Source organism: Pseudomonas sp. MLB6B, assembly GCF_054508135.1.
This window is the reverse complement of record NZ_CP199313.1, coordinates 1238282-1264616: the sequence shown is the minus strand read 5'-3', so window position 1 is coordinate 1264616 and position 26335 is coordinate 1238282. Positions and strand designations below refer to the sequence as shown.

The window sequence follows — 26335 nt, the reverse complement described above, 5'->3', positions numbered from 1 at the left end:
CGTTACTTGTCCGCAACCTTGACAGTGATATGGCAAGACCGCTTGACGATGCGATCAGCGCGGCCTTTGGCACGCGGCATGATGCGCTTCAGCGAACGCCCTTCGTTGACGAAAACGGTGGAGACCTTCAGGTCATCAACGTCTGCGCCTTCGTTGTGTTCGGCGTTGGCTACGGCCGACTCGAGGACTTTCTTCATGATTTCAGCGGCTTTTTTGCTGCTGAAGGCCAACAGGTTGAGCGCTTCGCCCACCTTCTTCCCGCGGATCTGGTCGGCGACCAAGCGGGCTTTCTGGGCGGAGATTCGAGCGCCCGACAACTTAGCGGCTACTTCCATTTCCTAACCCCTTAACGCTTGGCTTTCTTGTCAGCCACGTGCCCACGATAAGTGCGGGTACCGGCGAACTCGCCCAGTTTGTGGCCGACCATGTCTTCGTTCACCAGAACGGGGACGTGTTGACGACCGTTGTGTACAGCGATGGTCAGACCGACCATTTGTGGCAGGATCATCGAACGGCGCGACCAGGTTTTCACCGGTTTGCGATCGTTCTTTTCCGCCGCCACTTCGACCTTCTTCAACAGGTGAAGATCGATGAAAGGACCTTTTTTCAGAGAACGTGGCACTGTCGTATCCCTCTAGTTACTTGCGACGACGGACGATCATATTGTCGGTACGCTTATTACCACGGGTTTTCGCACCCTTGGTTGGGAAGCCCCATGGCGATACCGGATGACGACCACCGGAGGTACGACCTTCACCACCACCATGCGGGTGGTCAACCGGGTTCATGGCAACACCACGAACGGTTGGGCGAACGCCACGCCAGCGTTTGGCACCAGCTTTACCCAGCGAACGCAGGCTGTGCTCGGAGTTCGAGACTTCGCCCAGGGTCGCACGGCACTCGGCCAGTACTTTACGCATCTCACCAGAACGAAGACGCAGGGTCACGTAGACACCGTCACGAGCGATCAGCTGTGCCGAAGCACCAGCGGAACGAGCGATCTGGGCACCTTTGCCAGGCTTCAGTTCGACACCATGAATGGTGCTACCAACTGGAATGTTGCGCAGCTGCAGCGAGTTGCCGGCCTTGATTGGGGCCAGGGCACCTGCGATCAGCTGGTCGCCTGCACTCACACCTTTCGGCGCGATGATGTAGCGACGCTCGCCATCTGCGTAGCACAGAAGGGCGATGTGAGCAGTACGGTTTGGATCGTATTCGATACGCTCGACAGTGGCAGGGATGCCATCTTTGTCGTTGCGACGGAAGTCGACCATACGGTAGTGCTGCTTATGACCACCACCGACGTGACGCGTGGTGATGCGGCCATTGTTGTTACGACCACCAGACTTCGATTTCTTCTCGAGCAGCGGTGCGTGAGGAGCGCCTTTATGCAGCTCCTTGTTGACCACCTTGACCACGAAACGGCGGCCAGGGGAAGTCGGTTTGCATTTAACGATTGCCATGATGCACCCCTTCCTTACTCAGCACTGCTGCTGAAATCGAGATCTTGGCCGGCTTGAAGGGAGACGATCGCCTTCTTCCAGTCATTACGCTTGCCCAGACCACGTGCGGTACGCTTGGTTTTACCCAGAACGTTGACAGTCGACACGTTTTCAACTTTTACGTTGAACAGGCCTTCGACAGCTTTCTTGATTTCCAGCTTGGTTGCATCGGTAGCAACCTTGAATACGAACTGGCCTTTCTTCTCAGCCAGAACGGTAGCCTTCTCGGAAACGTGCGGGCCAAGGAGGACTTTGAATACGCGTTCCTGGTTCATCCCAGCAGCTCCTCGAATTTCTTCACGGCCGAGACAGTGATCAACACTTTCTCGTATGCGATCAGACTGACCGGATCGGAACCTTGAACGTCACGTACGTCGACGTGCGGCAGGTTACGGGCAGCCAGGTACAGGTTCTGATCAACATCGTCGGAAACGATCAGTACGTCGTTCAGACCCATGCCGTTCAGCTTGTTCAGCAGGTCTTTGGTTTTCGGAGCTTCGACAGCGAAGTCCTGAACCACGACCAGACGATCGCTACGTACCAGCTCAGCGAGGATGGAGCGCAGAGCAGCGCGATACATCTTCTTGTTGAGCTTTTGCGAGTGATCTTGAGGGCGAGCTGCGAAGGTGACACCACCGCCGCGCCAGATTGGACCACGCGAAGTACCGGCACGAGCACGGCCAGTACCCTTCTGACGCCATGGGCGCTTACCGCCACCGGAAACGTCGGAACGAGTCTTCTGCTGCTTGGTGCCTTGACGGCCGCCGGCCATGTAGGCCACGACTGCTTGGTGTACCAGCGTCTCGTTGAATTCGCCACCGAAGGTCAGTTCGGAAACTTCGATCGCCTGAGCGTCATTTACATTAAGTTGCATGTCAGTTTCCCCTTAACCGCGAGCCTTGACAGCCGAACGTACAACCACGTCGCCGCCAGTAGCGCCTGGAACGGCACCTTTGACGAGCAGCAGGTTGCGCTCAACGTCTACGCGAACAACTTCCAGGGACTGCACAGTCACGCGCTCGGCGCCCATGTGACCGGACATTTTCTTGCCCTTGAACACACGACCAGGAGTCTGGCACTGGCCGATGGAACCTGGGACACGGTGCGACACGGAGTTACCGTGGGTATTGTCCTGACCACGGAAGTTCCAGCGCTTGATGGTACCGGCGAAGCCTTTACCTTTCGACTGACCAGTTACGTCTACCAGCTGGCCTGCAGTGAAGAGTTCAGCTTTGATCGAGTCGCCAGCCTGGAACTCGCCTTCTTCAAGACGGAACTCCCAGACACCGCGACCAGCGGCAACGTTTGCTTTGGCGAAGTGACCGGCTTGAGCTGCGGTCACGCGCGAGGCGCGACGCTCGCCGACAGTGACTTGCACTGCACGGTAGCCATCGGTTTCTTCAGTCTTGAACTGGGTGACGCGATTCGGTTCGATCTCAATGACCGTGACCGGAATGGAGACACCTTCTTCGGTGAAAACGCGGGTCATGCCGCATTTACGACCGACTACACCAATAGTCATGTTGTAACCTCATGAGTGTACGGGGCTTTCACCCGCTATGGCCGCCCATTTCAGAGCGTTACACGGACAAGACCGAAGTCTTAGCCGAGGCTGATCTGTACTTCCACACCTGCCGCAAGATCAAGCTTCATCAGCGCGTCAACGGTTTTATCCGTTGGCTGGACGATGTCCAGAACACGCTTATGAGTGCGAATCTCGTACTGGTCACGCGCGTCTTTGTTGACGTGCGGGGAAACCAGAACGGTGAAACGCTCTTTACGGGTAGGCAGTGGAATAGGACCACGCACTTGTGCACCAGTACGTTTCGCGGTTTCCACGATTTCCTGGGTGGATTGGTCGATCAGGCGATGGTCGAAAGCCTTCAACCTGATACGGATTTGCTGATTTTGCATTGGATTTCAGACTCCAGGCTGTTCCCAACGGGCGCAATAGGCCCGCTAAAAGGAGGCGTGATTCTATAGACGCCCCCATTTAGTGTCAACCCAATAAAAAAAGCCCCCGCTGAGCGGGGGCTTTTTCAATCGGTCGAGTGATTACTCGATGATTTTGGCTACGACGCCGGCGCCGACGGTACGACCGCCTTCACGGATGGCGAAACGCAGGCCGTCTTCCATTGCGATGGTTTTGATCAGAGTGACAGTCATCTGGATGTTGTCACCTGGCATTACCATTTCAACGCCTTCCGGCAGTTCGCAGTTACCGGTCACGTCAGTGGTACGGAAGTAGAACTGAGGACGGTAGCCTTTGAAGAACGGAGTGTGACGACCGCCTTCTTCTTTCGACAGAACGTAGACTTCTGCGGTGAACTTGGTGTGCGGCTTGACCGAACCTGGCTTGACCAGAACCTGGCCACGCTCAACGTCGTCACGCTTGGTACCACGCAGCAGAACGCCGCAGTTCTCGCCAGCACGACCTTCGTCCAGCAGCTTGCGGAACATCTCAACGCCGGTGCAGGTGGTGGTGGTGGTGTCACGCAGACCAACGATTTCCAGGGCGTCTTGAACGCGGACGATGCCACGCTCGATACGGCCGGTTACCACGGTGCCACGACCCGAGATCGAGAACACGTCTTCGATCGGCATCAGGAACGGCTTGTCGATAGCGCGCTCTGGCTCTGGGATGTAGCTGTCCAGGGTCTCAACCAGCTTCTTGACAGCGGTGGTGCCCATTTCGTTGTCGTCTTTGCCTTCCAGCGCCATACGAGCCGAACCGATGATGATCGGGGTATCGTCGCCTGGGAAGTCATAGGTGGACAGCAGGTCACGAACTTCCATCTCGACCAGTTCCAGCAGCTCAGCGTCGTCTACCAGGTCAGCCTTGTTCAGGAAGACCACGATGTACGGAACGCCAACCTGACGGGACAGCAGGATGTGCTCACGGGTTTGTGGCATCGGACCATCGGCGGCCGAGCAAACCAGGATCGCGCCGTCCATCTGGGCAGCACCGGTGATCATGTTCTTCACGTAGTCAGCGTGACCTGGGCAGTCGACGTGAGCGTAGTGACGAATGGTCGAGTTGTATTCGACGTGAGCGGTGTTGATGGTGATACCGCGCGCTTTTTCTTCTGGAGCCGAGTCGATTTTGTCGAACTCAACGGCAGCCGAACCGAAAACTTCGGAGCAGACGCGGGTCAGAGCTGCGGTCAGGGTAGTTTTACCGTGGTCAACGTGGCCGATGGTGCCAACGTTAACGTGCGGAAGGGAACGATCAAATTTTTCTTTAGCCACGACAGTGAACCTCTTGCCTAAAGGGGATTAGCCTTGTTTTTTAACGAGTGCTTCGACGATGTTCGACGGAGCTTCGGCGTATTTGGAGAATTCCATGGAGTAGCTTGCGCGACCCTGAGACATGGAACGAACGTCGGTCGCGTAACCGAACATCTCTCCGAGCGGAACTTCAGCGCGGACGACGCGGCCGGAGACCGACTCATCCATACCCTGTACCAGACCACGACGACGGTTCAGGTCACCCATCACGTCACCCAGGTAGTCTTCCGGGGTTACAACTTCGACCTTCATGATCGGCTCCAGTACCACGCCACCGCCCTTTTGGGCCAGTTGCTTGGTTGCCATGGAAGCAGCGATTTTGAACGCCATTTCGTTGGAGTCGACGTCGTGGTACGAACCGTCGAATACCGTGGCCTTGAGGCCGATCAGAGGATAACCGGCAACGACGCCGTTTTTCATCTGCTCTTCGATACCTTTCTGGATCGGGGCGATGAATTCCTTAGGAATCACACCACCAACGACTTCGTTCTTGAATTCCAGACCTTCGGTAATGTTGCCTTTCGCATCGACTTCCGGCTCCGAGAAACGGATCCAGCAGTGACCGAACTGACCACGACCACCCGACTGACGAACGAATTTGCCTTCGATCTCGACGTTGGACTTGGTGATCTTCTCGCGGTACGAAACCTGAGGCTTACCGATGTTGGCTTCGACGTTGAATTCACGCTTCATGCGGTCAACGAGGATGTCCAGGTGCAGCTCACCCATACCGGAGATGATGGTCTGGCCGGTTTCTTCGTCGGTCTTGACGCGGAACGACGGGTCTTCCTGGGCCAGCTTACCGAGAGCGATGCCCATCTTCTCTTGGTCGGCCTTGGTTTTCGGCTCGACGGACAGGGAGATGACCGGCTCTGGGAAGTCCATACGCTCGAGGATGATTGGCTTGTCGGCGTTGCACAGGGTTTCGCCCGTGGTCACGTCTTTCATGCCGATCAGGGCGGCGATGTCGCCAGCGCGCACTTCCTTGATCTCTTCACGCTGGTTGGCGTGCATCTGCACCATACGACCAACGCGCTCTTTCTTGCCTTTGACCGAGTTGATGACCGAGTCACCGGAGCTCAGTACGCCGGAGTAGACGCGAACGAAGGTCAGCGTGCCGACGAACGGGTCAGTCGCGATCTTGAACGCCAGAGCCGAGAACGGCTCGTTGTCGTCAGCGTGACGCTCGTCTTTACGAATGGCCGGATCTTCTTTATCCAGATCCTTGTCGTCCGGGTTGATGCCCTGGATTGCAGGGATCTCGGTCGGCGCAGGCAGGAACTCGATGACGGCGTCGAGAACCAGGGGAACACCCTTGTTCTTGAACGACGAACCGCAGACAGCGGGAACGATTTCGCTGGCCAGGGTGCGCGCACGCAGACCTGCCTTGATTTCGTCGACGGTCAGCTCACCTCCTTCAAGGTACTTGTTCATCAGTTCTTCGTTGGCTTCGGCGGCGGCTTCAACCATGTTGTTGCGCCACTCTTCAGCCAGCTCCAGCATATCGGCAGGAATTTCTTCCTCACGATAGGTGGTGCCCTTGTCGTCGTCGTTCCAGTAGATAGCCTTCATCTTGATCAGGTCGACCTGACCCTGGAAGTTATCTTCCGAACCGATGGCCAGCTGAATAGGAACCGGGGTGTGACCCAGACGGTTCTTGATCTGACCTACGACGCGCAGGAAGTTGGCACCGGCACGGTCCATCTTGTTCACGTAGACGATACGTGGAACGCCGTACTTGTTGGCCTGACGCCATACGGTTTCGGACTGCGGCTCAACGCCGGAGGTGCCGCAGAATACGACGACCGCGCCGTCGAGTACACGCAGCGAACGCTCTACTTCAATGGTGAAGTCAACGTGGCCGGGGGTATCGATGACGTTTACGCGGTAGTTGTCGTACTGACCAACGGAGCCTTTCCAGAAGGTGGTAACGGCAGCGGAGGTAATGGTGATACCCCGCTCCTGCTCCTGCACCATCCAGTCGGTGGTCGCGGCGCCATCATGCACCTCGCCCATCTTGTGGCTCAAACCCGTGTAGAACAGGATCCGCTCGGTAGTGGTAGTTTTGCCCGCATCGACGTGCGCGCAAATACCAATGTTACGGTAGCGGTTGATTGCTGTAGTACGAGCCATAAAGCCCTCGCAAAAAGTGTAATGCTTGAATTAGAAGCGGTAGTGCGAGAACGCCTTGTTGGCTTCGGCCATGCGGTGCACGTCTTCACGCTTCTTGACTGCAGCACCTTTGCCTTCAGCGGCATCCAGCAGCTCACCGGCCAAACGCAGGGCCATGGACTTCTCGCCGCGCTTGCGGGCGTAGTCTACGAGCCAGCGCATTGCCAGCGCGTTACGACGGGACGGACGAACTTCAACCGGGACCTGGTAAGTGGCACCGCCTACACGGCGGGACTTTACTTCGACCAGCGGAGCGATGGCGTCGAGAGCTTTCTCGAAGATTTCCAGGGGGTCGCTGTTCTTGCGTGCTTTGACAGTATCCAGGGCACCGTAAACGATGCGCTCGGCTACAGCCTTCTTGCCGCTTTCCATCACGTGGTTCATGAACTTGGCGAGGATTTGGGATCCGTATTTAGGATCGTCCAGAATCTCACGTTTTGCTGCTACACGACGTCTTGGCATGATAAGCCCTCAAACGGTCTTCAGGTTAGCCCGGGACGCGGGTCTTCGACCCCTGCCCGACCTTACTCTTATCGACTCAAAAAAATGATTGTCTGCAAACGGCCGATTACTTCGGACGCTTGGTACCGTATTTCGAACGACCCTGGTTACGGCCTTTAACGCCCGAAGTATCCAGAGAGCCGCGAACGGTGTGGTAACGCACACCTGGCAAGTCTTTTACACGGCCGCCACGAATCAGGACGACGCTGTGCTCTTGCAGGTTGTGGCCTTCACCGCCGATGTACGAGGAAACCTCGAAACCGTTGGTCAGGCGCACACGGCATACTTTACGCAGTGCCGAGTTAGGTTTTTTCGGCGTGGTGGTGTACACACGAGTGCACACGCCACGACGCTGCGGGCAGTTCTGCAGCGCAGGTACGTCGGATTTCTCGACGGTACGCTTACGCGGCTGACGTACCAGCTGGTTGATAGTTGCCATCTACTAGCTCCACTGATTGTCTTGCGACGCTATTGTCTTGCAAGAAAGCCAAAAATTGGCGAGACGGAGCCTCACCAAATTTAAGGGTACAAAAGTCTAAAGAGGATCTTGCGGCCAGTCAAGACAAAGGCCTCGCCCCTCCTGCCCGGTCATCGGTGACATTTCGTGTCACCGGGACGTGGGAAGGAGGGGCGAGGCCCCGCCTTCGACTCAGTTGCCGCTGGAATTCAGCGCTTCGGTCAGAGCTGCTTCCACTTCACTGGCGCTTACGCGCAGTGGCTTGTCGGCATCACGGCGACGCTTACGCTCGCTGTGGTAGGCCAGGCCGGTACCCGCCGGGATCAGACGACCCACGACCACGTTCTCTTTCAGACCGCGCAGGTAGTCACGCTTGCCAGTGACGGCCGCTTCGGTCAGCACGCGCGTGGTTTCCTGGAAGGAAGCCGCGGAGATGAACGATTCGGTCGACAGCGAGGCCTTGGTGATACCCAGCAGTACGCGCGAGAACTTGGAGATGAACTTGTCTTCGCCAGCCAGACGCTCGTTCTCTACCAGTACCTGGGTCAACTCCATCTGGTCGCCTTTGATGAAGGTCGAATCACCCGACTCGGCGATCTCAACTTTACGCAGCATCTGACGCAGGATGGTCTCGATGTGCTTGTCGTTGATCTTCACGCCTTGCAGGCGGTAGACGTCCTGGATCTCGTTGACGATGTATTTGGCCAGTGCACTGACGCCCAGCAGACGCAGGATGTCGTGCGGGTCGCTCGGGCCGTCCGAGATGACTTCGCCGCGGTTGACCTGTTCGCCTTCGAAGACGTTCAGGTGGCGCCACTTCGGAATCAGCTCTTCATACGGATCGCTACCGTCGGTCGGAGTGATGACCAGACGACGCTTGCCCTTGGTCTCCTTACCGAACGCGATGGTACCGCTGACCTCTGCGAGGATCGACGCTTCTTTCGGACGACGCGCTTCGAACAAGTCGGCAACACGTGGCAGACCACCGGTGATGTCACGGGTCTTCGACGTTTCCTGAGGAATACGTGCCAGAACGTCACCCACTGCGATTTGCGCACCGTCAGCCACACCGACCAAGGCGTTGGCTGGCAGGAAGTACTGTGCCGGTACGTCGGTACCTGGCAGGTACAGGTCCTTGCCGTTGGCATCGACCATCTTGATCGCTGGACGGATTTCCTTGCCGGAGGCAGGGCGATCCTTGACGTCCAGAACTTCGATGTTGGTCAGGCCGGTCAGTTCGTCGGTCTGACGCTTGATGGTGATGTTTTCTTCCATGCCCACGAAGGTCACGGTACCTTTCAGCTCGGTCACGATCGGGTGGGTGTGCGGGTCCCACTTGGCGACGATCGCGCCAGCATCGACCTTGTCACCTTCCTTGACCGAAATCACGGCACCGTAAGGCAGCTTGTAGCGCTCACGCTCACGGCCGAATTCGTCGGCAATGGCCAGCTCGCCGGAACGCGATACGGCAACCAGGTTGCCATCGGCGCGCTCGACCTGCTTGAGGTTGTGCAGACGTACCACACCACCATTCTTCACCTGGACGCTGTCGGCAGCCGAGGTCCGGCTTGCAGCACCACCGATGTGGAAGGTACGCATGGTCAGCTGGGTACCCGGCTCACCGATCGACTGTGCGGCGATGACGCCCACGGCCTCACCGATGTTCACCTGGTGACCACGGGCCAGATCGCGACCGTAGCACTTGGCGCAGATGCCGTAGCGGGTTTCGCAGCTGATCGGCGAACGCACGATCACTTCGTCGATGCTGTTGAGCTCGATGAATTCGACCCACTGCTCGTCGACCAAGGTGCCTGCCGGCACGACCACGTCTTCGGTACCCGGCTTGAATACGTCGCGCGCAATGACGCGACCCAGTACGCGCTCACCCAACGGCTCGACGACGTCACCGCCTTCGATGTGCGGCGTCATCAGCAGACCGTGTTCGGTACCGCAGTCGATCTCGGTTACGACCAGATCCTGGGCGACGTCGACCAGACGACGGGTCAGGTAACCGGAGTTCGCGGTTTTCAACGCGGTATCCGCCAGACCTTTACGAGCACCGTGAGTCGAGATGAAGTACTGCAGTACGCTCAGACCTTCACGGAAGTTCGCGGTGATCGGCGTTTCGATGATGGAGCCGTCCGGCTTGGCCATCAGACCACGCATACCGGCCAACTGACGGATCTGTGCTGCGGAACCCCGCGCACCCGAGTCAGCCATCATGTACATGGAGTTGAAGGACTCCTGGTCGACTTCGTCGCCGTGACGGTCGATGACCTTCTCTTTCGAGAGGTTGGCCATCATCGCCTTGGACACTTCGTCGTTCGCCTTGGACCACAAGTCGATGACCTTGTTGTACTTCTCGCCCTGGGTGACCAGGCCGGAGGCGTACTGGCTCTCGATTTCCTTCACTTCGTCGGTAGCGGTACCGATGATGCGAGCTTTCTCGTCCGGGATAACGAAGTCGTTAACGCCGATGGAGACGCCGGAAATGGTCGAGTAGGCGAAACCGGTGTACATCAGTTGGTCAGCGAAGATCACGGTCTCTTTCAAACCAACCACGCGGTAGCACTGGTTGATCAGCTTGGAGATCGCCTTCTTCTTCATCGGCTGGTTGACCACGTCGTACGGCAGACCTGCCGGGACGACCTGGAACAGCAGCGCACGGCCGACGGTGGTGTCGACGATACGGGTGTTCTTGACCTCGGAACCGTCGCGCTCACGCACGGTTTCGTTGATACGCACCTTGATCTTGGCGTGCAGGGCAGCTTCGCCGGCGCGGAACACGCGGTCGACTTCCTGCAGGTCGGCGAATACGCGACCTTCGCCTTTGGCGTTGATGGCTTCACGGGTCATGTAGTACAGACCCAGTACAACGTCCTGCGACGGCACGATGATCGGCTCACCGTTGGCGGGCGACAGGATATTGTTGGTCGACATCATCAACGCGCGCGCTTCGAGCTGGGCTTCCAGAGTCAGCGGCACGTGTACGGCCATCTGGTCACCGTCGAAGTCGGCGTTGTACGCGGCACAGACCAACGGGTGCAGCTGGATCGCCTTGCCTTCGATCAGCACGGGCTCGAACGCCTGGATGCCGAGACGGTGCAGGGTCGGTGCACGGTTGAGCAGTACGGGGTGTTCGCGGATGACTTCGGCCAGGACGTCCCAGACCTCCGGCAGCTCGCGCTCGACCATCTTCTTGGCGGCCTTGATGGTGGTCGCCAGACCACGCATTTCCAGCTTGCCGAAAATGAACGGTTTGAACAGCTCGAGGGCCATCTTCTTCGGCAGACCGCACTGGTGCAGACGCAGGGTCGGACCTACGGTAATTACCGAACGGCCGGAGTAGTCCACACGCTTACCGAGCAAGTTCTGACGGAAACGACCTTGCTTACCTTTGATCATGTCGGCCAGGGACTTCAGCGGACGCTTGTTCGAGCCGGTGATGGCGCGACCGCGACGGCCGTTGTCCAGCAGGGCGTCGACCGCTTCCTGCAGCATGCGCTTTTCGTTGCGCACGATGATGTCCGGCGCCGACAGATCGAGCAGGCGCTTGAGACGGTTGTTACGGTTGATCACCCGACGATACAGGTCGTTCAGGTCGGAGGTCGCGAAGCGGCCGCCATCCAGCGGTACCAGCGGACGCAGGTCCGGCGGCAGCACGGGCAGCACGGTCAGGACCATCCACTCAGGCAGGTTGCCCGAGCCTTGGAAGGCTTCCATCAGCTTGAGGCGCTTGGACAGCTTCTTGATCTTGGTTTCCGAGTTGGTCTGCGGAATCTCTTCACGCAGGCGGCCGATCTCGTGCTCCAGGTCAATGGCGTGCAGCAGCTCGCGGACAGCCTCGGCACCCATGCGGGCGTCGAAGTCGTCACCGAACTCTTCCAGTGCTTCGAAGTATTGCTCGTCGTTGAGCAGCTGACCTTTTTCCAGCGTGGTCATGCCCGGATCGATGACGACGTAGCTCTCGAAATAGAGCACGCGCTCGATGTCACGCAGGGTCATGTCCATCAGCAGGCCGATACGGGACGGCAGCGACTTCAGGAACCAGATGTGGGCGACCGGCGAAGCCAGTTCGATGTGCGCCATGCGCTCACGACGAACCTTGGCCAGCGCGACTTCGACGCCGCACTTCTCGCAGATGACACCGCGGTGCTTGAGGCGCTTGTACTTACCGCACAGGCACTCGTAGTCCTTGACTGGGCCAAAGATCTTGGCGCAGAACAGGCCGTCACGCTCGGGTTTGAACGTACGGTAGTTGATGGTTTCCGGCTTTTTGACTTCACCGAACGACCACGAACGGATCATTTCAGGCGACGCCAGACCGATACGGATGGCGTCGAACTCTTCGACTTGACCCTGGTTTTTCAGCAAATTCAGTAGGTCTTTCAAGGCCTTTCCTCCTGGCGGAGCAGGAAGCGGGCGATTACCAGCCCCGCTCCCCTCGCGTCACGTGTTATTCGGTTTCCAGATCGATATCGATACCGAGCGAACGGATCTCTTTGATCAACACGTTGAAGGACTCGGGCATGCCCGGCTCCATACGGTGATCGCCATCCACGATGTTCTTGTACATCTTGGTACGGCCGTTCACGTCGTCCGACTTCACTGTGAGCATTTCTTGCAGGGTGTAGGCGGCGCCATAGGCTTCCAGCGCCCAGACCTCCATCTCCCCGAAACGCTGACCACCGAACTGCGCCTTACCACCGAGCGGCTGCTGGGTGACCAGGCTATAGGAACCAGTGGAACGCGCGTGCATCTTGTCGTCCACCAAGTGGTTCAGCTTGAGCATGTACATGTAACCAACGGTCACCGGACGCTCGAACTTGTTACCGGTACGGCCGTCGAACAACTGCATCTGGCCGCTTTCCGGCAGGTCTGCCAGCTTCAGCATGGCCTTGATCTCGCTTTCCTTGGCACCGTCGAAGACTGGCGTGGCCATTGGCACACCTTTCTTCAGGTTGTTCGCCAGGGCGATGATCTCTTCGTCCGAGAACTCGTCGAGGTTTTCCTGACGACCGCCGATCTCGTTGTAGATCTCGGTCAGGAAGCCACGCAGCTCTGCGGCCTTGCGCTGCTCTTCGAGCATGCGATCGATCTTCTCGCCCAAGCCCTTGGCTGCGAGGCCCAGGTGGGTTTCGAGGATCTGCCCGACGTTCATACGCGAAGGTACGCCCAACGGGTTGAGCACGACGTCGACCGGCGTACCGTTGGCGTCATGCGGCATGTCTTCGACCGGCATGATGACCGAGACTACACCTTTGTTACCGTGACGACCGGCCATCTTGTCGCCTGGCTGGATGCGGCGACGGATGGCCAGGTAAACCTTGACGATCTTCAGCACGCCTGGAGCCAGGTCATCGCCTTGCTGCAGCTTGCGCTTCTTGTCTTCGAACTTGTCGTCCAGCAGACGACGGCGGTCGACGATGTAAGCCTGGGCTTTTTCCAGCTGTTCGTTCAGGGCGTCTTCTGCCATGCGCAGCTTGAACCACTGACCGCGCTCGAGGCCGTCGAGGACTTCATCGCTGATCACGGTGCCTTTCTTCAGGCCAGCGCCGCCATCGACGGACTGACCGTTGAGGGCCGAACGCAGACGTTCGAAAGTCGCGCCTTCGACGATGCGGAACTCTTCGTTGAGGTCCTTGCGGATCTCGTCGAGCTGCATCTTCTCGATCGACAGCGCACGGCTGTCGCGCTCGACGCCATCACGGGTGAACACCTGTACGTCGATGACCGTGCCTTTGGTACCGGTCGGTACGCGCAGGGAGGTGTCTTTGACGTCGCTGGCCTTCTCACCGAAGATCGCGCGCAGCAGTTTTTCTTCTGGCGTCAGTTGGGTCTCGCCTTTCGGAGTGACCTTGCCGACCAGAATGTCGCCGGCGCCAACTTCAGCACCTACGTAAACGATACCGGCTTCGTCCAGCTTGTTCAGTGCGGCTTCACCCACGTTCGGGATGTCCGCAGTGATTTCCTCTGGGCCAAGCTTGGTGTCACGCGCCACACAGGTCAGTTCCTGGATGTGGATCGTGGTGAAGCGGTCTTCTTGAACGACGCGCTCGGACAGGCAGATGGAGTCTTCGAAGTTGAAGCCGTTCCACGCCATGAAGGCGATGCGCATGTTCTGACCCAGTGCCAGCTCACCCATGTCGGTGGACGGACCATCGGCCATGATGTCGCTGCGACGGACCCGATCACCTTTGCTCACCAGCGGACGCTGGTTGATGCAGGTGTTCTGGTTCGAGCGGGTGTACTTGGTCAGGTTGTAGATGTCGACACCGGCTTCGCCCGGCTCGACTTCGTCGTCGGCAACACGGACCACGATACGGCTGGCATCGACCGAGTCGATCACACCGCCACGACGTGCCACGACGCAAACGCCGGAGTCACGCGCAACGTTGCGCTCCATGCCGGTACCTACCAGCGGCTTGTCGGCGCGCAGGGTGGGTACGGCCTGACGCTGCATGTTCGAACCCATCAACGCACGGTTGGCGTCGTCGTGCTCGAGGAACGGGATCAGCGACGCGGCGACCGAGACAACCTGCTTGGGCGAGACGTCCATCAGGGTGACGTCTTCCGGCGCCTTGACGGTGAACTCGTTCAGGTGACGCACAGCGACCAGTTCGTCGATCAGCTGCTTGTTCTCGTTCATCGCGGCCGAAGCCTGGGCGATCACGTGATCAGCCTCTTCGATAGCCGACAGGAACACGATGTCATCGCTGACTACGCCTTCCTTCACCACACGGTACGGGCTTTCCAGGAAGCCGTACTGGTTGGTGCGGGCATAGGCCGCCAGGGAGTTGATCAGACCGATGTTCGGACCTTCAGGGGTCTCGATCGGGCACACGCGGCCGTAGTGAGTCGGGTGTACGTCACGGACTTCGAAGCCTGCACGCTCACGGGTCAGACCGCCCGGGCCAAGCGCGGAGACGCGGCGCTTGTGGGTGATCTCGGAGAGCGGGTTGTTCTGGTCCATGAACTGCGACAGCTGGCTGGAACCGAAGAACTCTTTCACCGCGGCCGCGACCGGCTTGGCGTTGATCAGGTCCTGCGGCATCAAGCCTTCGCTTTCAGCCATCGACAGACGCTCCTTGACCGCACGCTCGACGCGCACCAGGCCAACACGGAACTGGTTCTCGGCCATCTCGCCTACGCAGCGGACGCGACGGTTACCCAAGTGGTCGATGTCATCGACGATGCCTTTGCCGTTACGGATGTCGACGAGGGTCTTGAGCACCTCGACGATGTCTTCCTTGCTCAGCACGCCCGAACCTTCGATCTCGGTACGACCGATACGACGGTTGAACTTCATGCGGCCTACGCCAGACAGGTCGTAGCGCTCGGCACTGAAGAACAGGTTGTTGAACAGGGTTTCGGCGGCATCCTTGGTTGGCGGTTCGCCAGGACGCATCATCCGGTAGATCTCGACCAGCGCTTCCAGTTGGTTGCCGGTGGTGTCGATCTTCAGGGTATCGGCGATGAACGGGCCGCAGTCGATGTCGTTGGTGTACAGCGTCTCGATGCGCACTACCTGAGCCTTGGCGACCTTGACCAGCAGGTCGGTGGTCAGCTCGGTGTTGCACTCGGCGATGATTTCACCGGTAGCCGGATGCACGATGGCCTTGGCCGTGGTGCGGCCCAGGACGTATTCCATCGGAACAGCCAGCTCTTTCACGCCAGCCTTTTCCAGCTGGTTGACGTGACGGGCGGTGATGCGACGACCCTGCTCGACGATGACTTTGCCGTTCTCGTCGTGGATGTCCATCGCGGCGACTTCACCACGCAGGCGCTGAGGCACCAGCTCCAGGCTGAGCTGCTCGCCCGACACGTGGAAAACGTTGGTGGTGTAGAAGGTATCGAGGATTTCCTCGGTGCCGTAACCCAGCGCGCGCAGCAGTACCGATGCCGGCAGTTTGCGGCGACGGTCGATCCGGACGAATACGCAGTCTTTCGGATCGAACTCGAAGTCCAGCCACGAACCACGGTAAGGAATGATACGGGCGGAGTACAGCAGTTTGCCGGAGCTGTGGGTCTTGCCACGGTCGTGGTCGAAGAACACGCCGGGCGAACGGTGCAGCTGGGAAACGATTACACGCTCGGTACCGTTGATAACGAAGGTACCGTTCTCAGTCATCAGGGGGATTTCACCCATGTAGACTTCTTGCTCTTTGATGTCCTTGATCGCTTTGTTCGACGATTCTTTGTCGAAGATGATCAGGCGCACCTTGACCCGCAGTGGCACTGCGAAGGTCACACCGCGAAGCACGCATTCCTTGACATCGAAGGCTGGTTCGCCCAGGCGATAGCCTACGTACTCCAGGGCAGCATTGCCGGAGTAGCTGATGATCGGGAATACCGATTTGAAAGCCGCGTGCAAGCCTATGTCGCGGAACTGATCCTTGGATGCTCCCGCTTGCAGGAATTCGCGATACGAATCCAGCTGGATGGCCAGGAGGTAAGGCACATCCATGACGTCCGGCAACTTGCTAAAGTCCTTGCGGATACGTTTTTTCTCAGTATATGAGTAAGCCATCAGCGTTCCCCAGCTTGGTCACCTGCTTGTTTGGCTTCTCCCGGCGGGAGCAGCCAGAAAATCGTGCAAACCCCGTGGTTTGCGCCACCCACTATGGGTGTTTACCGCGCGTTACCGGGGTCGAAAACAATCGACCACCAATAACGGAAAAAGGCCGGTGGCCTAAGCCACCAGCCATCAGCCTTCGCTTAACGCTCAGGCTGGAGTCGCACAGTCGAAATTACTTCAGCTCGACTTTAGCGCCAGCTTCTTCCAGCTTCTTCTTGGCGTCTTCAGCGGCTTCTTTCGAAACGCCTTCAGCAACGACCTGAGGAGCGGTGTCTACTTTCTCTTTGGCTTCTTTCAGGCCCAGACCGGTCAGTTCACGAACTGCCTTGATCACGTTGACCTTCTTGTCGCCAGCTTCCAGCAGAACGACGTTGAACTCGGTTTGCTCTTCAACGACGGCAGCGGCAGCAGCTGGGCCAGCAGCGGCGACAGCAGCGGTAACGCCGAAGGTTTCTTCCATTGCTTTGATCAGCTCAACAACTTCCAGAACGGTTTTCTGGCCGATTGCTTCGATGATTTGCTCGTTAGTCAGGGACATGACTTAAATCCTGTATTGGGGTGACAGCCTACGCAGCCATCAAATTAAACGTATGATTTTGAAAGCAGATGCGCAGGCTTAGGCCGCAGCAGCTTCTTTCTGGTCGCGAACGGCTGCCAATGTACGAGCCAGCTTGCTGGTAGCGCCTTGGATCACGCTCATCAGCTTAGCGATAGCTTCGTCACGGGTCGGCAAGGTAGCCAACACGTCGATCTGGTTGGCGGCAATGAAATTGCCGTCAAACGCAGCTGCCTTGATCTCGAACTTGTCCTGACCCTTGGCGAATTCTTTGAACAGACGAGCAGCAGCGCCCGGGTGTTCGTTGGAGAATGCGATCAGGGTAGGGCCAGTGAAGGCGTCGTTGAGGATGCTGAATTCAGTATCGGCAACGGCGCGCTTGAGCAGGGTGTTACGTACGACACGTACGTAGACGCCGGCTTCACGGGCCTCTTTACGGAGTCCGGTCATTGCGCTTACAGTCACGCCACGGGCATCAGCCACGACAGCAGACAGAGCGACTTTGGCAGCCTCGTTGACTTCAGCGACGATGGCCTTCTTGTCTTCGAGTTTAATTGCCACGGGTTTACTCCTGGTTTTAACCGTTTCATCTGGCCGGAGCCGGATGTCGTTTTGGTGTCTGATTCGATAACGAACCGGGAGCACCATCTGCGTAGGCTGGAGGTTTAAGACTTGCGTCGCCTACGGTCTTGGATAGCCCCCGCCAGGCAGGGACCCCAATCTCTTGCTACCGGCACGGTCAAACCATGCCGGCATTGTCGCTTATACGTCGAGCGAACCTTGGTCGATGACCAGGCCTGGACCCATGGTGGTGCTCAGGGTAACGCGCTTGACGTAGATACCTTTCGAAGAAGCTGGCTTGATACGCTTCAGGTCGGCGATCAGGGCTTCAACGTTTTCCTTCAGCTTGATGGCTTCGAAGCCAACCTTGCCGACGGAAGTGTGGATGATACCGTTCTTGTCGGTACGGTAGCGAACCTGACCAGCCTTGGCGTTTTTAACCGCGGTGGCTACGTCTGGGGTCACGGTACCGACTTTCGGGTTAGGCATCAGGCCGCGAGGACCCAGAACCTGACCCAGCTGACCTACAACGCGCATGGCATCGGGCGATGCGATGACGACGTCATAGTTCAGGTCGCCGCCTTTCATTTCGGCAGCCAGATCGTCCATACCTACACGGTCAGCGCCGGCAGCCAGAGCGGCCTCGGCAGCTGGACCCTGGGTGAAGACAGCAACGCGTACGGTCTTGCCAGTGCCGTGTGGCAGCACGGTAGCGCTACGAACGACCTGGTCGGATTTACGCGGGTCAACGCCAAGGTTGACAGCGATGTCGAACGACTCGGTGAACTTGACAGCAGACAGCTCAGCCAGCAGAGCGGCGGCGTCTTCGAAGCTGTAGCTCTTGCCAGCTTCGACTTTCGAAGCGATAGCTTTTTGGCGCTTGGTCAGCTTAGCCATTACACACCCTCCACGTTCAGGCCCATGCTGCGGGCAGAGCCGGCGATGGTGCGCACGGCAGCGTCCAAGTCAGCAGAAGTCAGATCGGCCTGTTTGGTTTTGGCGATCTCTTCCAGCTGAGCACGGGTCACGGTACCGACTTTAACGGTGTTCGGACGAGCCGAACCGCTGGTCAGGCCGGCAGCTTTCTTCAGAAGAACCGAGGCAGGGGTGCTCTTGGTTTCGAAGGTGAAGCTACGGTCGCTGTAGACGGTGATGATCACGGGAGTCGGCAGGCCGGCTTCTTGACCCTGAGTACGGGCGTTGAAGGCCTTGCAGAATTCCATGATGTTCACGCCGTGCTGACCCAGAGCTGGACCAACGGGCGGGCTTGGGTTGGCCTGGCCGGCCTTTACTTGCAGCTTGATGTAAGCCTGAATCTTCTTAGCCATGAGCTACTCCAAAATCGGGTACGAACGCCAGATGGCTCCCCGGATGACTTGCGTTTTATCCCAGTGACGACAAAACCCCGCAGCACATAGGGCTGCGGGGTATGGGATGCGTCGTTCTGCTAGACCTTCTCGACCTGGCCGAACTCGAGCTCTACCGGAGTAGAGCGACCGAAAATGAGCACTGCAACCTGCAGCCTGCTCTTTTCGTAGTTAACTTCTTCGACGTTACCGGTAAAGTCGGCAAACGGGCCATCGGTGACACGCACGGTCTCACCTGGCTCGAACAACGTCTTAGGCTTGGGCTTGGCGCTACCGTCCGCAACGCGGCGCAGGATCGCTTCAGCCTCTTTATCGGTGATAGGCGCAGGTTTGTCTGCGGTACCGCCGATGAAACCCATTACGCGAGGCGTGTCTTTGACAAGGTGCCAAGTGCCTTCGCTCATCTCCATCTGGACCAATACATAGCCAGGGAAGAATTTTCGTTCGCTCTTGCGCTTCTGGCCATTGCGCATTTCGACGACTTCCTCGGTAGGAACCAGGATTTCGCCAAAAACGTCTTCCATGCCAGCAAGCTTCACACGCTCAATCAGGGAGCGCATTACATGCTTCTCGTAACCCGAGTAAGCATGCACGACGTACCAACGCTTAGCCACGGGACACCCTTAACCAACAACCAAGGAAACCAACCAGCCGAGCAGGGAATCGAGACCCCACAACAGCAACGCCATGACCAGCACTACGACCACAACGATCAACGTGGTCTGCATGGTTTCTTGGCGGGTTGGCCACACGACTTTACGGATCTCGGTGCGAGCTTCCTTCGCGAGCGCAAAGAACGACTTGCCCTTCGCCGTCTGCAGGGCAACGAAGCCTGCTACAGCAGCCAGAGCGAGCAATGCGAGTACGCGATACAGGATTGGCGCTGCGGAGTAATACTGGTTACCCACCACACCAACGACAACCAAAGCCACGACAGCCAGCCACTTGAACAGATCGAAACGTGTTTCTTGGGCTTCAGTTTTGGGAGTCATCGAGGAGGATCCTGTAAGAAGAAAGCCAATCACGCCGAGGTGAATGGCAGGTCAGGAGGGAATCGAACCCCCAACCTACGGTTTTGGAGACCGTCGCTCTGCCAATTGAGCTACTGACCTTTAACGCTGTATCAGGCGGCGCATTATGCCGATCTGATCTTGGGAAATCAACCACTTGTTAGGGCGTTTTTGCTGCCCGCCCTGCGCACCGCCAACCTTGCGAATCGTTGACTGCTGGCGCTTTTACCAGAAAGCGAATTCGATCTTCCTGATAAAACAAAGGCAGATATTTTCATATCTGCCTTTGTCTATATGGAGCTCTTGAGCGGACTTGAACCGCTGACCTCACCCTTACCAAGGGTGTGCTCTACCAACTGAGCTACAAGAGCAAACACATTGAAAACAGCAAACTTGGAGCGGGTAGCGGGAATCGAACCCGCATCATCAGCTTGGAAGGCTGAGGTTCTACCACTAAACTATACCCGCGGAGCTTGCAGCTCTCGCAAAATGGTGGAGGGGGAAGGATTCGAACCTTCGAAGTCGAAGACGTCAGATTTACAGTCTGATCCCTTTGGCCGCTCGGGAACCCCTCCTGAGCGTGGGCGGCATTTTCAACTCTTGCCGTCCTGCTGTCAAGCTTTTTCTCATTTAAATCTTGAGGTTAGCTCATTCGACAGCAGCTTCCGGTTCAACCACCTGAGTGGTGTTCCCTGCGAAGCGGGCGCCATTCTATCAAGCTAACCAGCACTTGCAACCCCCCCACATAAAATAATTTTATGTTTTAAGTCTTTGAAATCCTTGGAAAGACTCAAGAGCACCGGTTGATCCAGCAAACGTTCGCTCTGGACCTCTACCTGCAGCCAGTGACCGGCTTCTCCTGGAAGTCCGCGCGGTATGCTTTGAGTAGAGATATCCAGGCTGATCAGGCGCTGGCGCAGCGACTCCAGCAGTTCCTCACTCTGCAGTCCACCGATCACCAAGCACTCGTCTCGCTTGCGCACTGCCTGCCCTACGCCGGCCTCGCGTATCAGACGGATTTCCTGCTGCCCGCCTTTATATAGCGATAAAGGCGTGACGTCTTTGACTCGTAACGGCGCCTCGTATCGATGCCAGGCGAAATAGCCGATGTTGAGTACAAGCAACAGCATGAATAACCAGCGCATAGACACCTCAATGCATGGGACAGGCAAGCGCGAGCCCAACGAACACCAGGTCAGATACGATACGAGCCCGAGGGGCAGCGCTTTTTGCCAAGGGCGCATCGCCGCCGGTGAGAAATACAGTGAAGTCCTCTCCCCACAACGCTATGGCTTGGTCTATCTGGGAACGCGCGAAGCCTTGCAACATCATCACGCAGCCACGCTCTACGGCTTCGACCGTAGAAGTGCCCGGCGCCAGGCTGGCCATCGCACGTTCCGCCGAAGCGTCGTCATAGCGTATCCGCCGGGTATGGGTACGTAATTGGCTGCGCATCAGCGGCATGCCTGGGCATATGTAGCCGCCCAAATGCTCACCATCCGCCGCGACGAAATCCGCCTTGGCTGCAGTGCCGAAGTCGATGATCAGGCATGCTCTGCCAGCCAGATGGAAGCCACCTAAAATCGCCAACCACCGATCCATGCCCAGACGCTGGTATTCCTCATAACCATTACGCACGCCTGCGAGTTTTCTAGCTGGCGCTGCGACTTGTACTTCTACGCCGAAGGTTTGCCGCAACGCGGTGCTCAGCGCTGCCGTTTCCTCCTCGCTGCGAACGCTGACCATTCGGCATGCCACCAGCCGTATCTCAGGGTGGCTGGTGGCGAGAGCCTGCAAGAGCTGCTCGTCCGAGTCAGCGATCCCGCCGCTTATGATCGATGCATCCGTGGCAGCTATGACTCGCCACTTTATGAAGCTGTTACCGCAATCGAGCTCAAGAATCATTACGCAACCTCAGACTGAGCTCACCACCGCTGAAGCTCTTTTCAACGCCATCAACTTCAAGCCGCAGGCCGCCTTGCGCATCGATACCGCGGACAATTCCGTCGGTACGAGTGCTACCCGCTATCAGCGAGGCCTCTCGACCCTGCCAAACGTGGGCTTGCTCCCACTCCTCTCGAAAGACAGCGAACCCATGCTGGCGATGCCGTTCCAGCTCTTGACTCAATTGCCTACCCAGTATCGCCACCAGGTGATTGCGATCAACGCCTTTACCGGTTTCGCGCTTTACCGAGGTCCAGCGCTGATCGACCTCGGTATTAGCTTGCATGTTCACGTTGATGCCTATGCCCATGACGACATGACAGATATCCGCTGGATCACCTATCAGCTCGAGCAGAATTCCAGCGACTTTCTGGTCACGAACCAGCACATCGTTCGGCCATTTCAGACCGATATCCCGTACACCCAGCGCCTCTAGCGAACGCATCACCGCTAGGCCGACCACTAAGCTGAGCCCTTCAAGCTGGCGCATGCCGCCATCTATACGCAACACCAGGCTGTAGTAGAGGTTTTCGGCGAAGGGGCTAACCCACTGCCTGCCGCGACGGCCACGCCCTGCGGTCTGGCTTTCCGCTACGACCAGGAAAGGCGCCGAGCGCCCTTGTCCGATCAAACGCAATGCTTCAGCGTTGGTCGAATCGATAGTTTCGTACACGAACACGGGCCATTGCGGCGCCTGACCATGCGCGCCAATGGCTTGAGAATCGAGTAATTGCAAGGGCGCCGAGAGCTGGTAGCCCCGGCCGCGTACTTTGTGGATGGTCAGGCTGCATTCGGACTGCAGGCTCTGCAATTGCTTCCAGACAGCGCTGCGACTCACCCCCAAGGCGGCGCCCAGTTCTTCGCCTGAGTGGAAGCGGCCATCCTTGAGAAGGTTCAACAACTTCAGCATGCCAGTCTCGATTTTGAATGAGGCTGGCATGATAGCCACGCCCTGAAAAAATGCATAGGAACAACGGCATCGGGATGAGCGCTCATTCACACGCGCAGAAAAGACAAAACCCCTACCTGCATGTGCAGATAGGGGTTTTGCGAAATGAATCTTGACGATGACCTACTCTCACATGGGGAAACCCCACACTACCATCGGCGATGCATCGTTTCACTGCTGAGTTCGGGATGGGATCAGGTGGTTCCAATGCTCTATGGTCGTCAAGAAATTCGGTTGCCGGTTCGTCGTTGCCGACGTGCCAGCCAATTCGGATATGTGATGATTTGTGTGCGAATCTTCGTCGATGCGTCTTCCACCCAACCTGCGCTTGGCAGATTGCTTGGGTGTTATATGGTCAAGCCTCACGGGCAATTAGTATTGGTTAGCTCAACGCCTCACAGCGCTTACACACCCAACCTATCAACGTCGTAGTCTTCGACGGCCCTTTAGGGGATTCAAGATCCCAGTGAGATCTCATCTTGAGGCAAGTTTCCCGCTTAGATGCTTTCAGCGGTTATCTCTTCCGAACATAGCTACCCGGCAATGCCACTGGCGTGACAACCGGAACACCAGAGGTTCGTCCACTCCGGTCCTCTCGTACTAGGAGCAGCCCCTCTCAAATCTCAAACGTCCACGGCAGATAGGGACCGAACTGTCTCACGACGTTCTAAACCCAGCTCGCGTACCACTTTAAATGGCGAACAGCCATACCCTTGGGACCGGCTTCAGCCCCAGGATGTGATGAGCCGACATCGAGGTGCCAAACACCGCCGTCGATATGAACTCTTGGGCGGTATCAGCCTGTTATCCCCGGAGTACCTTTTATCCGTTGAGCGATGGCCCTTCCATACAGAACCACCGGATCACTAAGACCTACTTTCGTACCTGCTCGACGTGTGGGTCTCGCAGTCAAGCGCGCTTTTGCCTTTATACTCTACGACCGATTTCCGACCGGTCTGAGCGCACCTTCGTACTCCTCCGTTACTCTTTGGGAGGAGACCGCCCCAGTCAAACTACCCACCATACACTGTCCTCGATCCGGATGACGGACCTGAGTTAGAACCTCAAAGTTGCCAGGGTGGTATTTCAAGGATGGCTCCATGAGGACTGGCGTCCCCACTTCAAAGCCTCCCACCTATCCTACACAAGCAAATTCAAAGTCCAGTGCAAAGCTATAGTAAAGGTTCACGGGGTCTTTCCGTCTAGCCGCGGATACACTGCATCTTCACAGCGATTTCAATTTCACTGAGTCTCGGGTGGAGACAGCGCCGCCATCGTTACGCCATTCGTGCAGGTCGGAACTTACCCGACAAGGAATTTCGCTACCTTAGGACCGTTATAGTTACGGCCGCCGTTTACCGGGGCTTCGATCAAGAGCTTCGCTTGCGCTAACCCCATCAATTAACCTTCCGGCACCGGGCAGGCGTCACACCCTATACGTCCACTTTCGTGTTTGCAGAGTGCTGTGTTTTTAATAAACAGTCGCAGCGGCCTGGTATCTTCGACCGGCATGAGCTTACGGAGCAAGTCCTTCACCCTCACCGGCGCACCTTCTCCCGAAGTTACGGTGCCATTTTGCCTAGTTCCTTCACCCGAGTTCTCTCAAGCGCCTTGGTATTCTCTACCCAACCACCTGTGTCGGTTTGGGGTACGGTTCCCGATTGTCTGAAGCTTAGGAGCTTTTCTTGGAAGCATGGCATCAACCACTTCGTCGCCTAAAGGCAACTCGTCATCAGCTCTCGGCCTTGAGATCCCGGATTTGCCTAAGATCTCAGCCTACCACCTTAAACTTGGACAACCAACGCCAAGCTGGCCTAGCCTTCTCCGTCCCTCCATCGCAACAATCGCAAGTACAGGAATATTAACCTGTTTTCCATCGACTACGCTTTTCAGCCTCGCCTTAGGGACCGACTAACCCTGCGTCGATTAACGTTGCGCAGGAAACCTTGGTCTTTCGGCGTGCGAGTTTTTCACTCGCATTGTCGTTACTCATGTCAGCATTCGCACTTCTGATACCTCCAGCAAGCTTCTCAACTCACCTTCACAGGCTTACAGAACGCTCCTCTACCGCATCACCAAGAGGTGATACCCGTAGCTTCGGTACCTGGTTTGAGCCCCGTTACATCTTCCGCGCAGGCCGACTCGACTAGTGAGCTATTACGCTTTCTTTAAAGGGTGGCTGCTTCTAAGCCAACCTCCTAGCTGTCTAAGCCTTCCCACATCGTTTCCCACTTAACCAGGATTTTGGGACCTTAGCTGACGGTCTGGGTTGTTTCCCTTTTCACGACGGACGTTAGCACCCGCCGTGTGTCTCCCATGCTCGGCACTTGTAGGTATTCGGAGTTTGCATCGGTTTGGTAAGTCGGGATGACCCCCTAGCCGAAACAGTGCTCTACCCCCTACAGTGATACATGAGGCGCTACCTAAATAGCTTTCGAGGAGAACCAGCTATCTCCGAGCTTGATTAGCCTTTCACTCCGATCCACAGGTCATCCGCTAACTTTTCAACGGTAGTCGGTTCGGTCCTCCAGTCAGTGTTACCTAACCTTCAACCTGCCCATGGATAGATCGCCCGGTTTCGGGTCTATACCCAGCGACTAAACGCCCTATTAAGACTCGCTTTCGCTACGCCTCCCCTATTCGGTTAAGCTCGCCACTGAATATAAGTCGCTGACCCATTATACAAAAGGTACGCAGTCACCTAACAAAGTAGGCTCCCACTGCTTGTACGCATACGGTTTCAGGATCTATTTCACTCCCCTCTCCGGGGTTCTTTTCGCCTTTCCCTCACGGTACTGGTTCACTATCGGTCAGTCAGTAGTATTTAGCCTTGGAGGATGGTCCCCCCATATTCAGACAAAGTTTCTCGTGCTCCGTCCTACTCGATTTCATTGACAAGAGATTTTCGTGTACGGGGCTATCACCCACTATGGCCGCACTTTCCAGAGCGTTCCACTAATCTCAAACCAACTTAAGGGCTGGTCCCCGTTCGCTCGCCACTACTAAGGGAATCTCGGTTGATTTCTTTTCCTCAGGGTACTTAGATGTTTCAGTTCCCCTGGTTCGCCTCTTGCACCTATGTATTCAGTACAAGATAACCAGCTTGTGCTGGCTGGGTTCCCCCATTCAGAGATCTCTGGATCACAGTCTGTTTGCCGACTCCCCAAAGCTTTTCGCAGGCTACCACGTCTTTCATCGCCTCTGACTGCCAAGGCATCCACCGTATGCGCTTCTTCACTTGACCATATAACCCCAAGCAATCTGGTTATACTGTGAAGACGACATTCGCCGAAAATTCGCAATTTGCGCTTACGCGCAGAACTCACAAATTTTACCTTAGCCTGATCACCACCAGTGAAAGTGGCCATCAGTCTATTTCTATCACATATCCGAATTTTTAAAGAACGATCTGACAAAAGTCAGAAATCAACATTCAGCGCACTCAAACCG

The 26335-nt window shown here is 57.0% G+C and carries 22 protein-coding genes, 4 tRNA genes and 2 rRNA genes; all 28 read right to left on the bottom strand.

Annotation, left to right across the window (positions count from 1 at the left end; genetic code table 11):
• Positions 1-2: 2 nt before the first annotated feature.
• On the bottom strand, positions 3-335 hold the full coding sequence (gene rplV, locus ACSMEV_RS05400; protein ID WP_003103908.1) for a 50S ribosomal protein L22: 333 nt from the start codon (positions 333-335) through the stop codon (positions 3-5).
• 11 nt (positions 336-346) lie between these two features.
• Positions 347-622 (bottom strand): 30S ribosomal protein S19, encoded by a 276-nt coding sequence (gene rpsS, locus ACSMEV_RS05395; RefSeq protein ID WP_013789761.1) that lies wholly within the window; start codon positions 620-622, stop codon positions 347-349.
• 16 nt (positions 623-638) lie between these two features.
• Positions 639-1463 carry a 50S ribosomal protein L2 gene (rplB, locus tag ACSMEV_RS05390; protein WP_296269202.1) on the bottom strand — a complete coding sequence of 275 codons (825 nt, stop codon included), beginning with the start codon at positions 1461-1463 and terminating at the stop codon, positions 639-641.
• 14 nt (positions 1464-1477) lie between these two features.
• Entirely contained in the window at positions 1478-1777 is a 300-nt protein-coding gene (rplW, locus tag ACSMEV_RS05385; RefSeq protein ID WP_296269201.1) for a 50S ribosomal protein L23, read from the bottom strand.
• Positions 1774-2376, bottom strand: a complete 603-nt coding sequence (gene rplD / locus ACSMEV_RS05380) for a 50S ribosomal protein L4 (RefSeq protein WP_296269200.1) — start codon at positions 2374-2376, stop codon at positions 1774-1776. Before rplD ends, rplW begins: the two co-directional genes overlap by 4 nt.
• Positions 2377-2388: 12 nt before the next feature.
• A complete protein-coding gene (rplC, locus tag ACSMEV_RS05375; protein ID WP_296269199.1) occupies positions 2389-3024 on the bottom strand; it encodes a 50S ribosomal protein L3 in 636 nt (211 codons plus the stop codon).
• Between the two features lie 80 nt (positions 3025-3104).
• Positions 3105-3416, bottom strand: coding sequence for a 30S ribosomal protein S10 (gene rpsJ / locus ACSMEV_RS05370; protein WP_003186070.1), 312 nt, complete (start codon positions 3414-3416; stop codon positions 3105-3107).
• Positions 3417-3557: 141 nt separating this feature from the next.
• Complete coding sequence (gene tuf / locus ACSMEV_RS05365; RefSeq protein ID WP_313740364.1) at positions 3558-4751, bottom strand: elongation factor Tu; 1194 nt, start codon at positions 4749-4751, stop codon at positions 3558-3560.
• A gap of 27 nt (positions 4752-4778) precedes the next feature.
• The gene (fusA, locus tag ACSMEV_RS05360) at positions 4779-6923 is read right to left on the bottom strand and encodes an elongation factor G (RefSeq protein WP_459207547.1); all 2145 of its coding nucleotides are present in this window, start codon (positions 6921-6923) and stop codon (positions 4779-4781) included.
• A 30-nt stretch (positions 6924-6953) separates the two neighbouring features.
• Entirely contained in the window at positions 6954-7424 is a 471-nt protein-coding gene (gene rpsG / locus ACSMEV_RS05355; protein ID WP_003246741.1) for a 30S ribosomal protein S7, read from the bottom strand.
• Between the two features lie 106 nt (positions 7425-7530).
• Positions 7531-7902, bottom strand: a complete 372-nt coding sequence (rpsL, locus tag ACSMEV_RS05350; RefSeq protein ID WP_003257088.1) for a 30S ribosomal protein S12 — start codon at positions 7900-7902, stop codon at positions 7531-7533.
• Positions 7903-8112: 210 nt separating this feature from the next.
• A complete protein-coding gene (rpoC, locus tag ACSMEV_RS05345; protein ID WP_296269196.1) occupies positions 8113-12312 on the bottom strand; it encodes a DNA-directed RNA polymerase subunit beta' in 4200 nt (1399 codons plus the stop codon).
• 64 nt (positions 12313-12376) lie between these two features.
• Positions 12377-16450, bottom strand: a complete 4074-nt coding sequence (rpoB, locus tag ACSMEV_RS05340; protein ID WP_313740365.1) for a DNA-directed RNA polymerase subunit beta — start codon at positions 16448-16450, stop codon at positions 12377-12379.
• A 220-nt stretch (positions 16451-16670) separates the two neighbouring features.
• The gene (rplL, locus tag ACSMEV_RS05335) at positions 16671-17036 is read right to left on the bottom strand and encodes a 50S ribosomal protein L7/L12 (protein WP_296269194.1); all 366 of its coding nucleotides are present in this window, start codon (positions 17034-17036) and stop codon (positions 16671-16673) included.
• Positions 17037-17114: 78 nt separating this feature from the next.
• Positions 17115-17615 (bottom strand): 50S ribosomal protein L10, encoded by a 501-nt coding sequence (rplJ, locus tag ACSMEV_RS05330; RefSeq protein WP_296269193.1) that lies wholly within the window; start codon positions 17613-17615, stop codon positions 17115-17117.
• 201 nt (positions 17616-17816) lie between these two features.
• Complete coding sequence (gene rplA / locus ACSMEV_RS05325) at positions 17817-18512, bottom strand: 50S ribosomal protein L1 (protein WP_296269192.1); 696 nt, start codon at positions 18510-18512, stop codon at positions 17817-17819.
• Positions 18512-18943: a 50S ribosomal protein L11 gene (gene rplK / locus ACSMEV_RS05320; RefSeq protein ID WP_028633698.1), complete on the bottom strand. Its 432-nt coding sequence runs from the start codon at positions 18941-18943 to the stop codon at positions 18512-18514. The genes rplA and rplK overlap by 1 nt, the downstream gene beginning before the upstream one ends.
• Positions 18944-19062: 119 nt before the next feature.
• On the bottom strand, positions 19063-19596 hold the full coding sequence (gene nusG / locus ACSMEV_RS05315; protein WP_296269191.1) for a transcription termination/antitermination protein NusG: 534 nt from the start codon (positions 19594-19596) through the stop codon (positions 19063-19065).
• A 9-nt stretch (positions 19597-19605) separates the two neighbouring features.
• Entirely contained in the window at positions 19606-19974 is a 369-nt protein-coding gene (gene secE, locus ACSMEV_RS05310) for a preprotein translocase subunit SecE (RefSeq protein WP_459207546.1), read from the bottom strand.
• Between the two features lie 44 nt (positions 19975-20018).
• Positions 20019-20094 (bottom strand) — tRNA-Trp (locus ACSMEV_RS05305).
• A gap of 193 nt (positions 20095-20287) precedes the next feature.
• Positions 20288-20363, bottom strand: a tRNA-Thr gene (locus tag ACSMEV_RS05300).
• Positions 20364-20386: 23 nt separating this feature from the next.
• Positions 20387-20460: transfer RNA gene (locus ACSMEV_RS05295), tRNA-Gly, on the bottom strand.
• A 22-nt stretch (positions 20461-20482) separates the two neighbouring features.
• Positions 20483-20567 (bottom strand) — tRNA-Tyr (locus tag ACSMEV_RS05290).
• 144 nt (positions 20568-20711) lie between these two features.
• The gene (locus ACSMEV_RS05285; protein ID WP_459207545.1) at positions 20712-21137 is read right to left on the bottom strand and encodes a hypothetical protein; all 426 of its coding nucleotides are present in this window, start codon (positions 21135-21137) and stop codon (positions 20712-20714) included.
• 7 nt (positions 21138-21144) lie between these two features.
• A complete protein-coding gene (locus ACSMEV_RS05280) occupies positions 21145-21897 on the bottom strand; it encodes a pantothenate kinase (RefSeq protein ID WP_459207544.1) in 753 nt (250 codons plus the stop codon).
• Positions 21887-22846, bottom strand: a complete 960-nt coding sequence (birA, locus tag ACSMEV_RS05275) for a bifunctional biotin--[acetyl-CoA-carboxylase] ligase/biotin operon repressor BirA (protein ID WP_459207543.1) — start codon at positions 22844-22846, stop codon at positions 21887-21889. Before birA ends, ACSMEV_RS05280 begins: the two co-directional genes overlap by 11 nt.
• Positions 22847-22995: 149 nt before the next feature.
• Positions 22996-23111: ribosomal RNA gene (rrf, locus tag ACSMEV_RS05270) — 5S ribosomal RNA — on the bottom strand.
• A 125-nt stretch (positions 23112-23236) separates the two neighbouring features.
• Positions 23237-26129 (bottom strand): 23S ribosomal RNA (locus tag ACSMEV_RS05265).
• Between the last annotated feature and the right edge of the window lie 206 nt (positions 26130-26335).

What these genes read in the sequence shown, in the direction of transcription:
- rplA (WP_296269192.1), bottom strand. Translation starts at nt 18,512, where the DNA reads ATGGCTAAGCTGACCAAGCGCCAAAAAGCTATCGCTTCGAAAGTCGAA.
- rplB (WP_296269202.1), bottom strand. Translation starts at nt 1,463, where the DNA reads ATGGCAATCGTTAAATGCAAACCGACTTCCCCTGGCCGCCGTTTCGTG.
- rplV (WP_003103908.1), bottom strand. Translation starts at nt 335, where the DNA reads ATGGAAGTAGCCGCTAAGTTGTCGGGCGCTCGAATCTCCGCCCAGAAA.
- fusA (WP_459207547.1), bottom strand. Translation starts at nt 6,923, where the DNA reads ATGGCTCGTACTACAGCAATCAACCGCTACCGTAACATTGGTATTTGC.
- rplK (WP_028633698.1), bottom strand. Translation starts at nt 18,943, where the DNA reads ATGGCTAAGAAGATTCAGGCTTACATCAAGCTGCAAGTAAAGGCCGGC.
- rplC (WP_296269199.1), bottom strand. Translation starts at nt 3,024, where the DNA reads ATGACTATTGGTGTAGTCGGTCGTAAATGCGGCATGACCCGCGTTTTC.
- rplD (WP_296269200.1), bottom strand. Translation starts at nt 2,376, where the DNA reads ATGCAACTTAATGTAAATGACGCTCAGGCGATCGAAGTTTCCGAACTG.
- ACSMEV_RS05280 (WP_459207544.1), bottom strand. Translation starts at nt 21,897, where the DNA reads ATGATTCTTGAGCTCGATTGCGGTAACAGCTTCATAAAGTGGCGAGTC.
- rplW (WP_296269201.1), bottom strand. Translation starts at nt 1,777, where the DNA reads ATGAACCAGGAACGCGTATTCAAAGTCCTCCTTGGCCCGCACGTTTCC.
- rpsJ (WP_003186070.1), bottom strand. Translation starts at nt 3,416, where the DNA reads ATGCAAAATCAGCAAATCCGTATCAGGTTGAAGGCTTTCGACCATCGC.
- rpsG (WP_003246741.1), bottom strand. Translation starts at nt 7,424, where the DNA reads ATGCCAAGACGTCGTGTAGCAGCAAAACGTGAGATTCTGGACGATCCT.
- rplL (WP_296269194.1), bottom strand. Translation starts at nt 17,036, where the DNA reads ATGTCCCTGACTAACGAGCAAATCATCGAAGCAATCGGCCAGAAAACC.
- rpoB (WP_313740365.1), bottom strand. Translation starts at nt 16,450, where the DNA reads ATGGCTTACTCATATACTGAGAAAAAACGTATCCGCAAGGACTTTAGC.
- secE (WP_459207546.1), bottom strand. Translation starts at nt 19,974, where the DNA reads ATGACTCCCAAAACTGAAGCCCAAGAAACACGTTTCGATCTGTTCAAG.
- birA (WP_459207543.1), bottom strand. Translation starts at nt 22,846, where the DNA reads ATGCTGAAGTTGTTGAACCTTCTCAAGGATGGCCGCTTCCACTCAGGC.
- ACSMEV_RS05285 (WP_459207545.1), bottom strand. Translation starts at nt 21,137, where the DNA reads ATGCGCTGGTTATTCATGCTGTTGCTTGTACTCAACATCGGCTATTTC.
- rpsL (WP_003257088.1), bottom strand. Translation starts at nt 7,902, where the DNA reads ATGGCAACTATCAACCAGCTGGTACGTCAGCCGCGTAAGCGTACCGTC.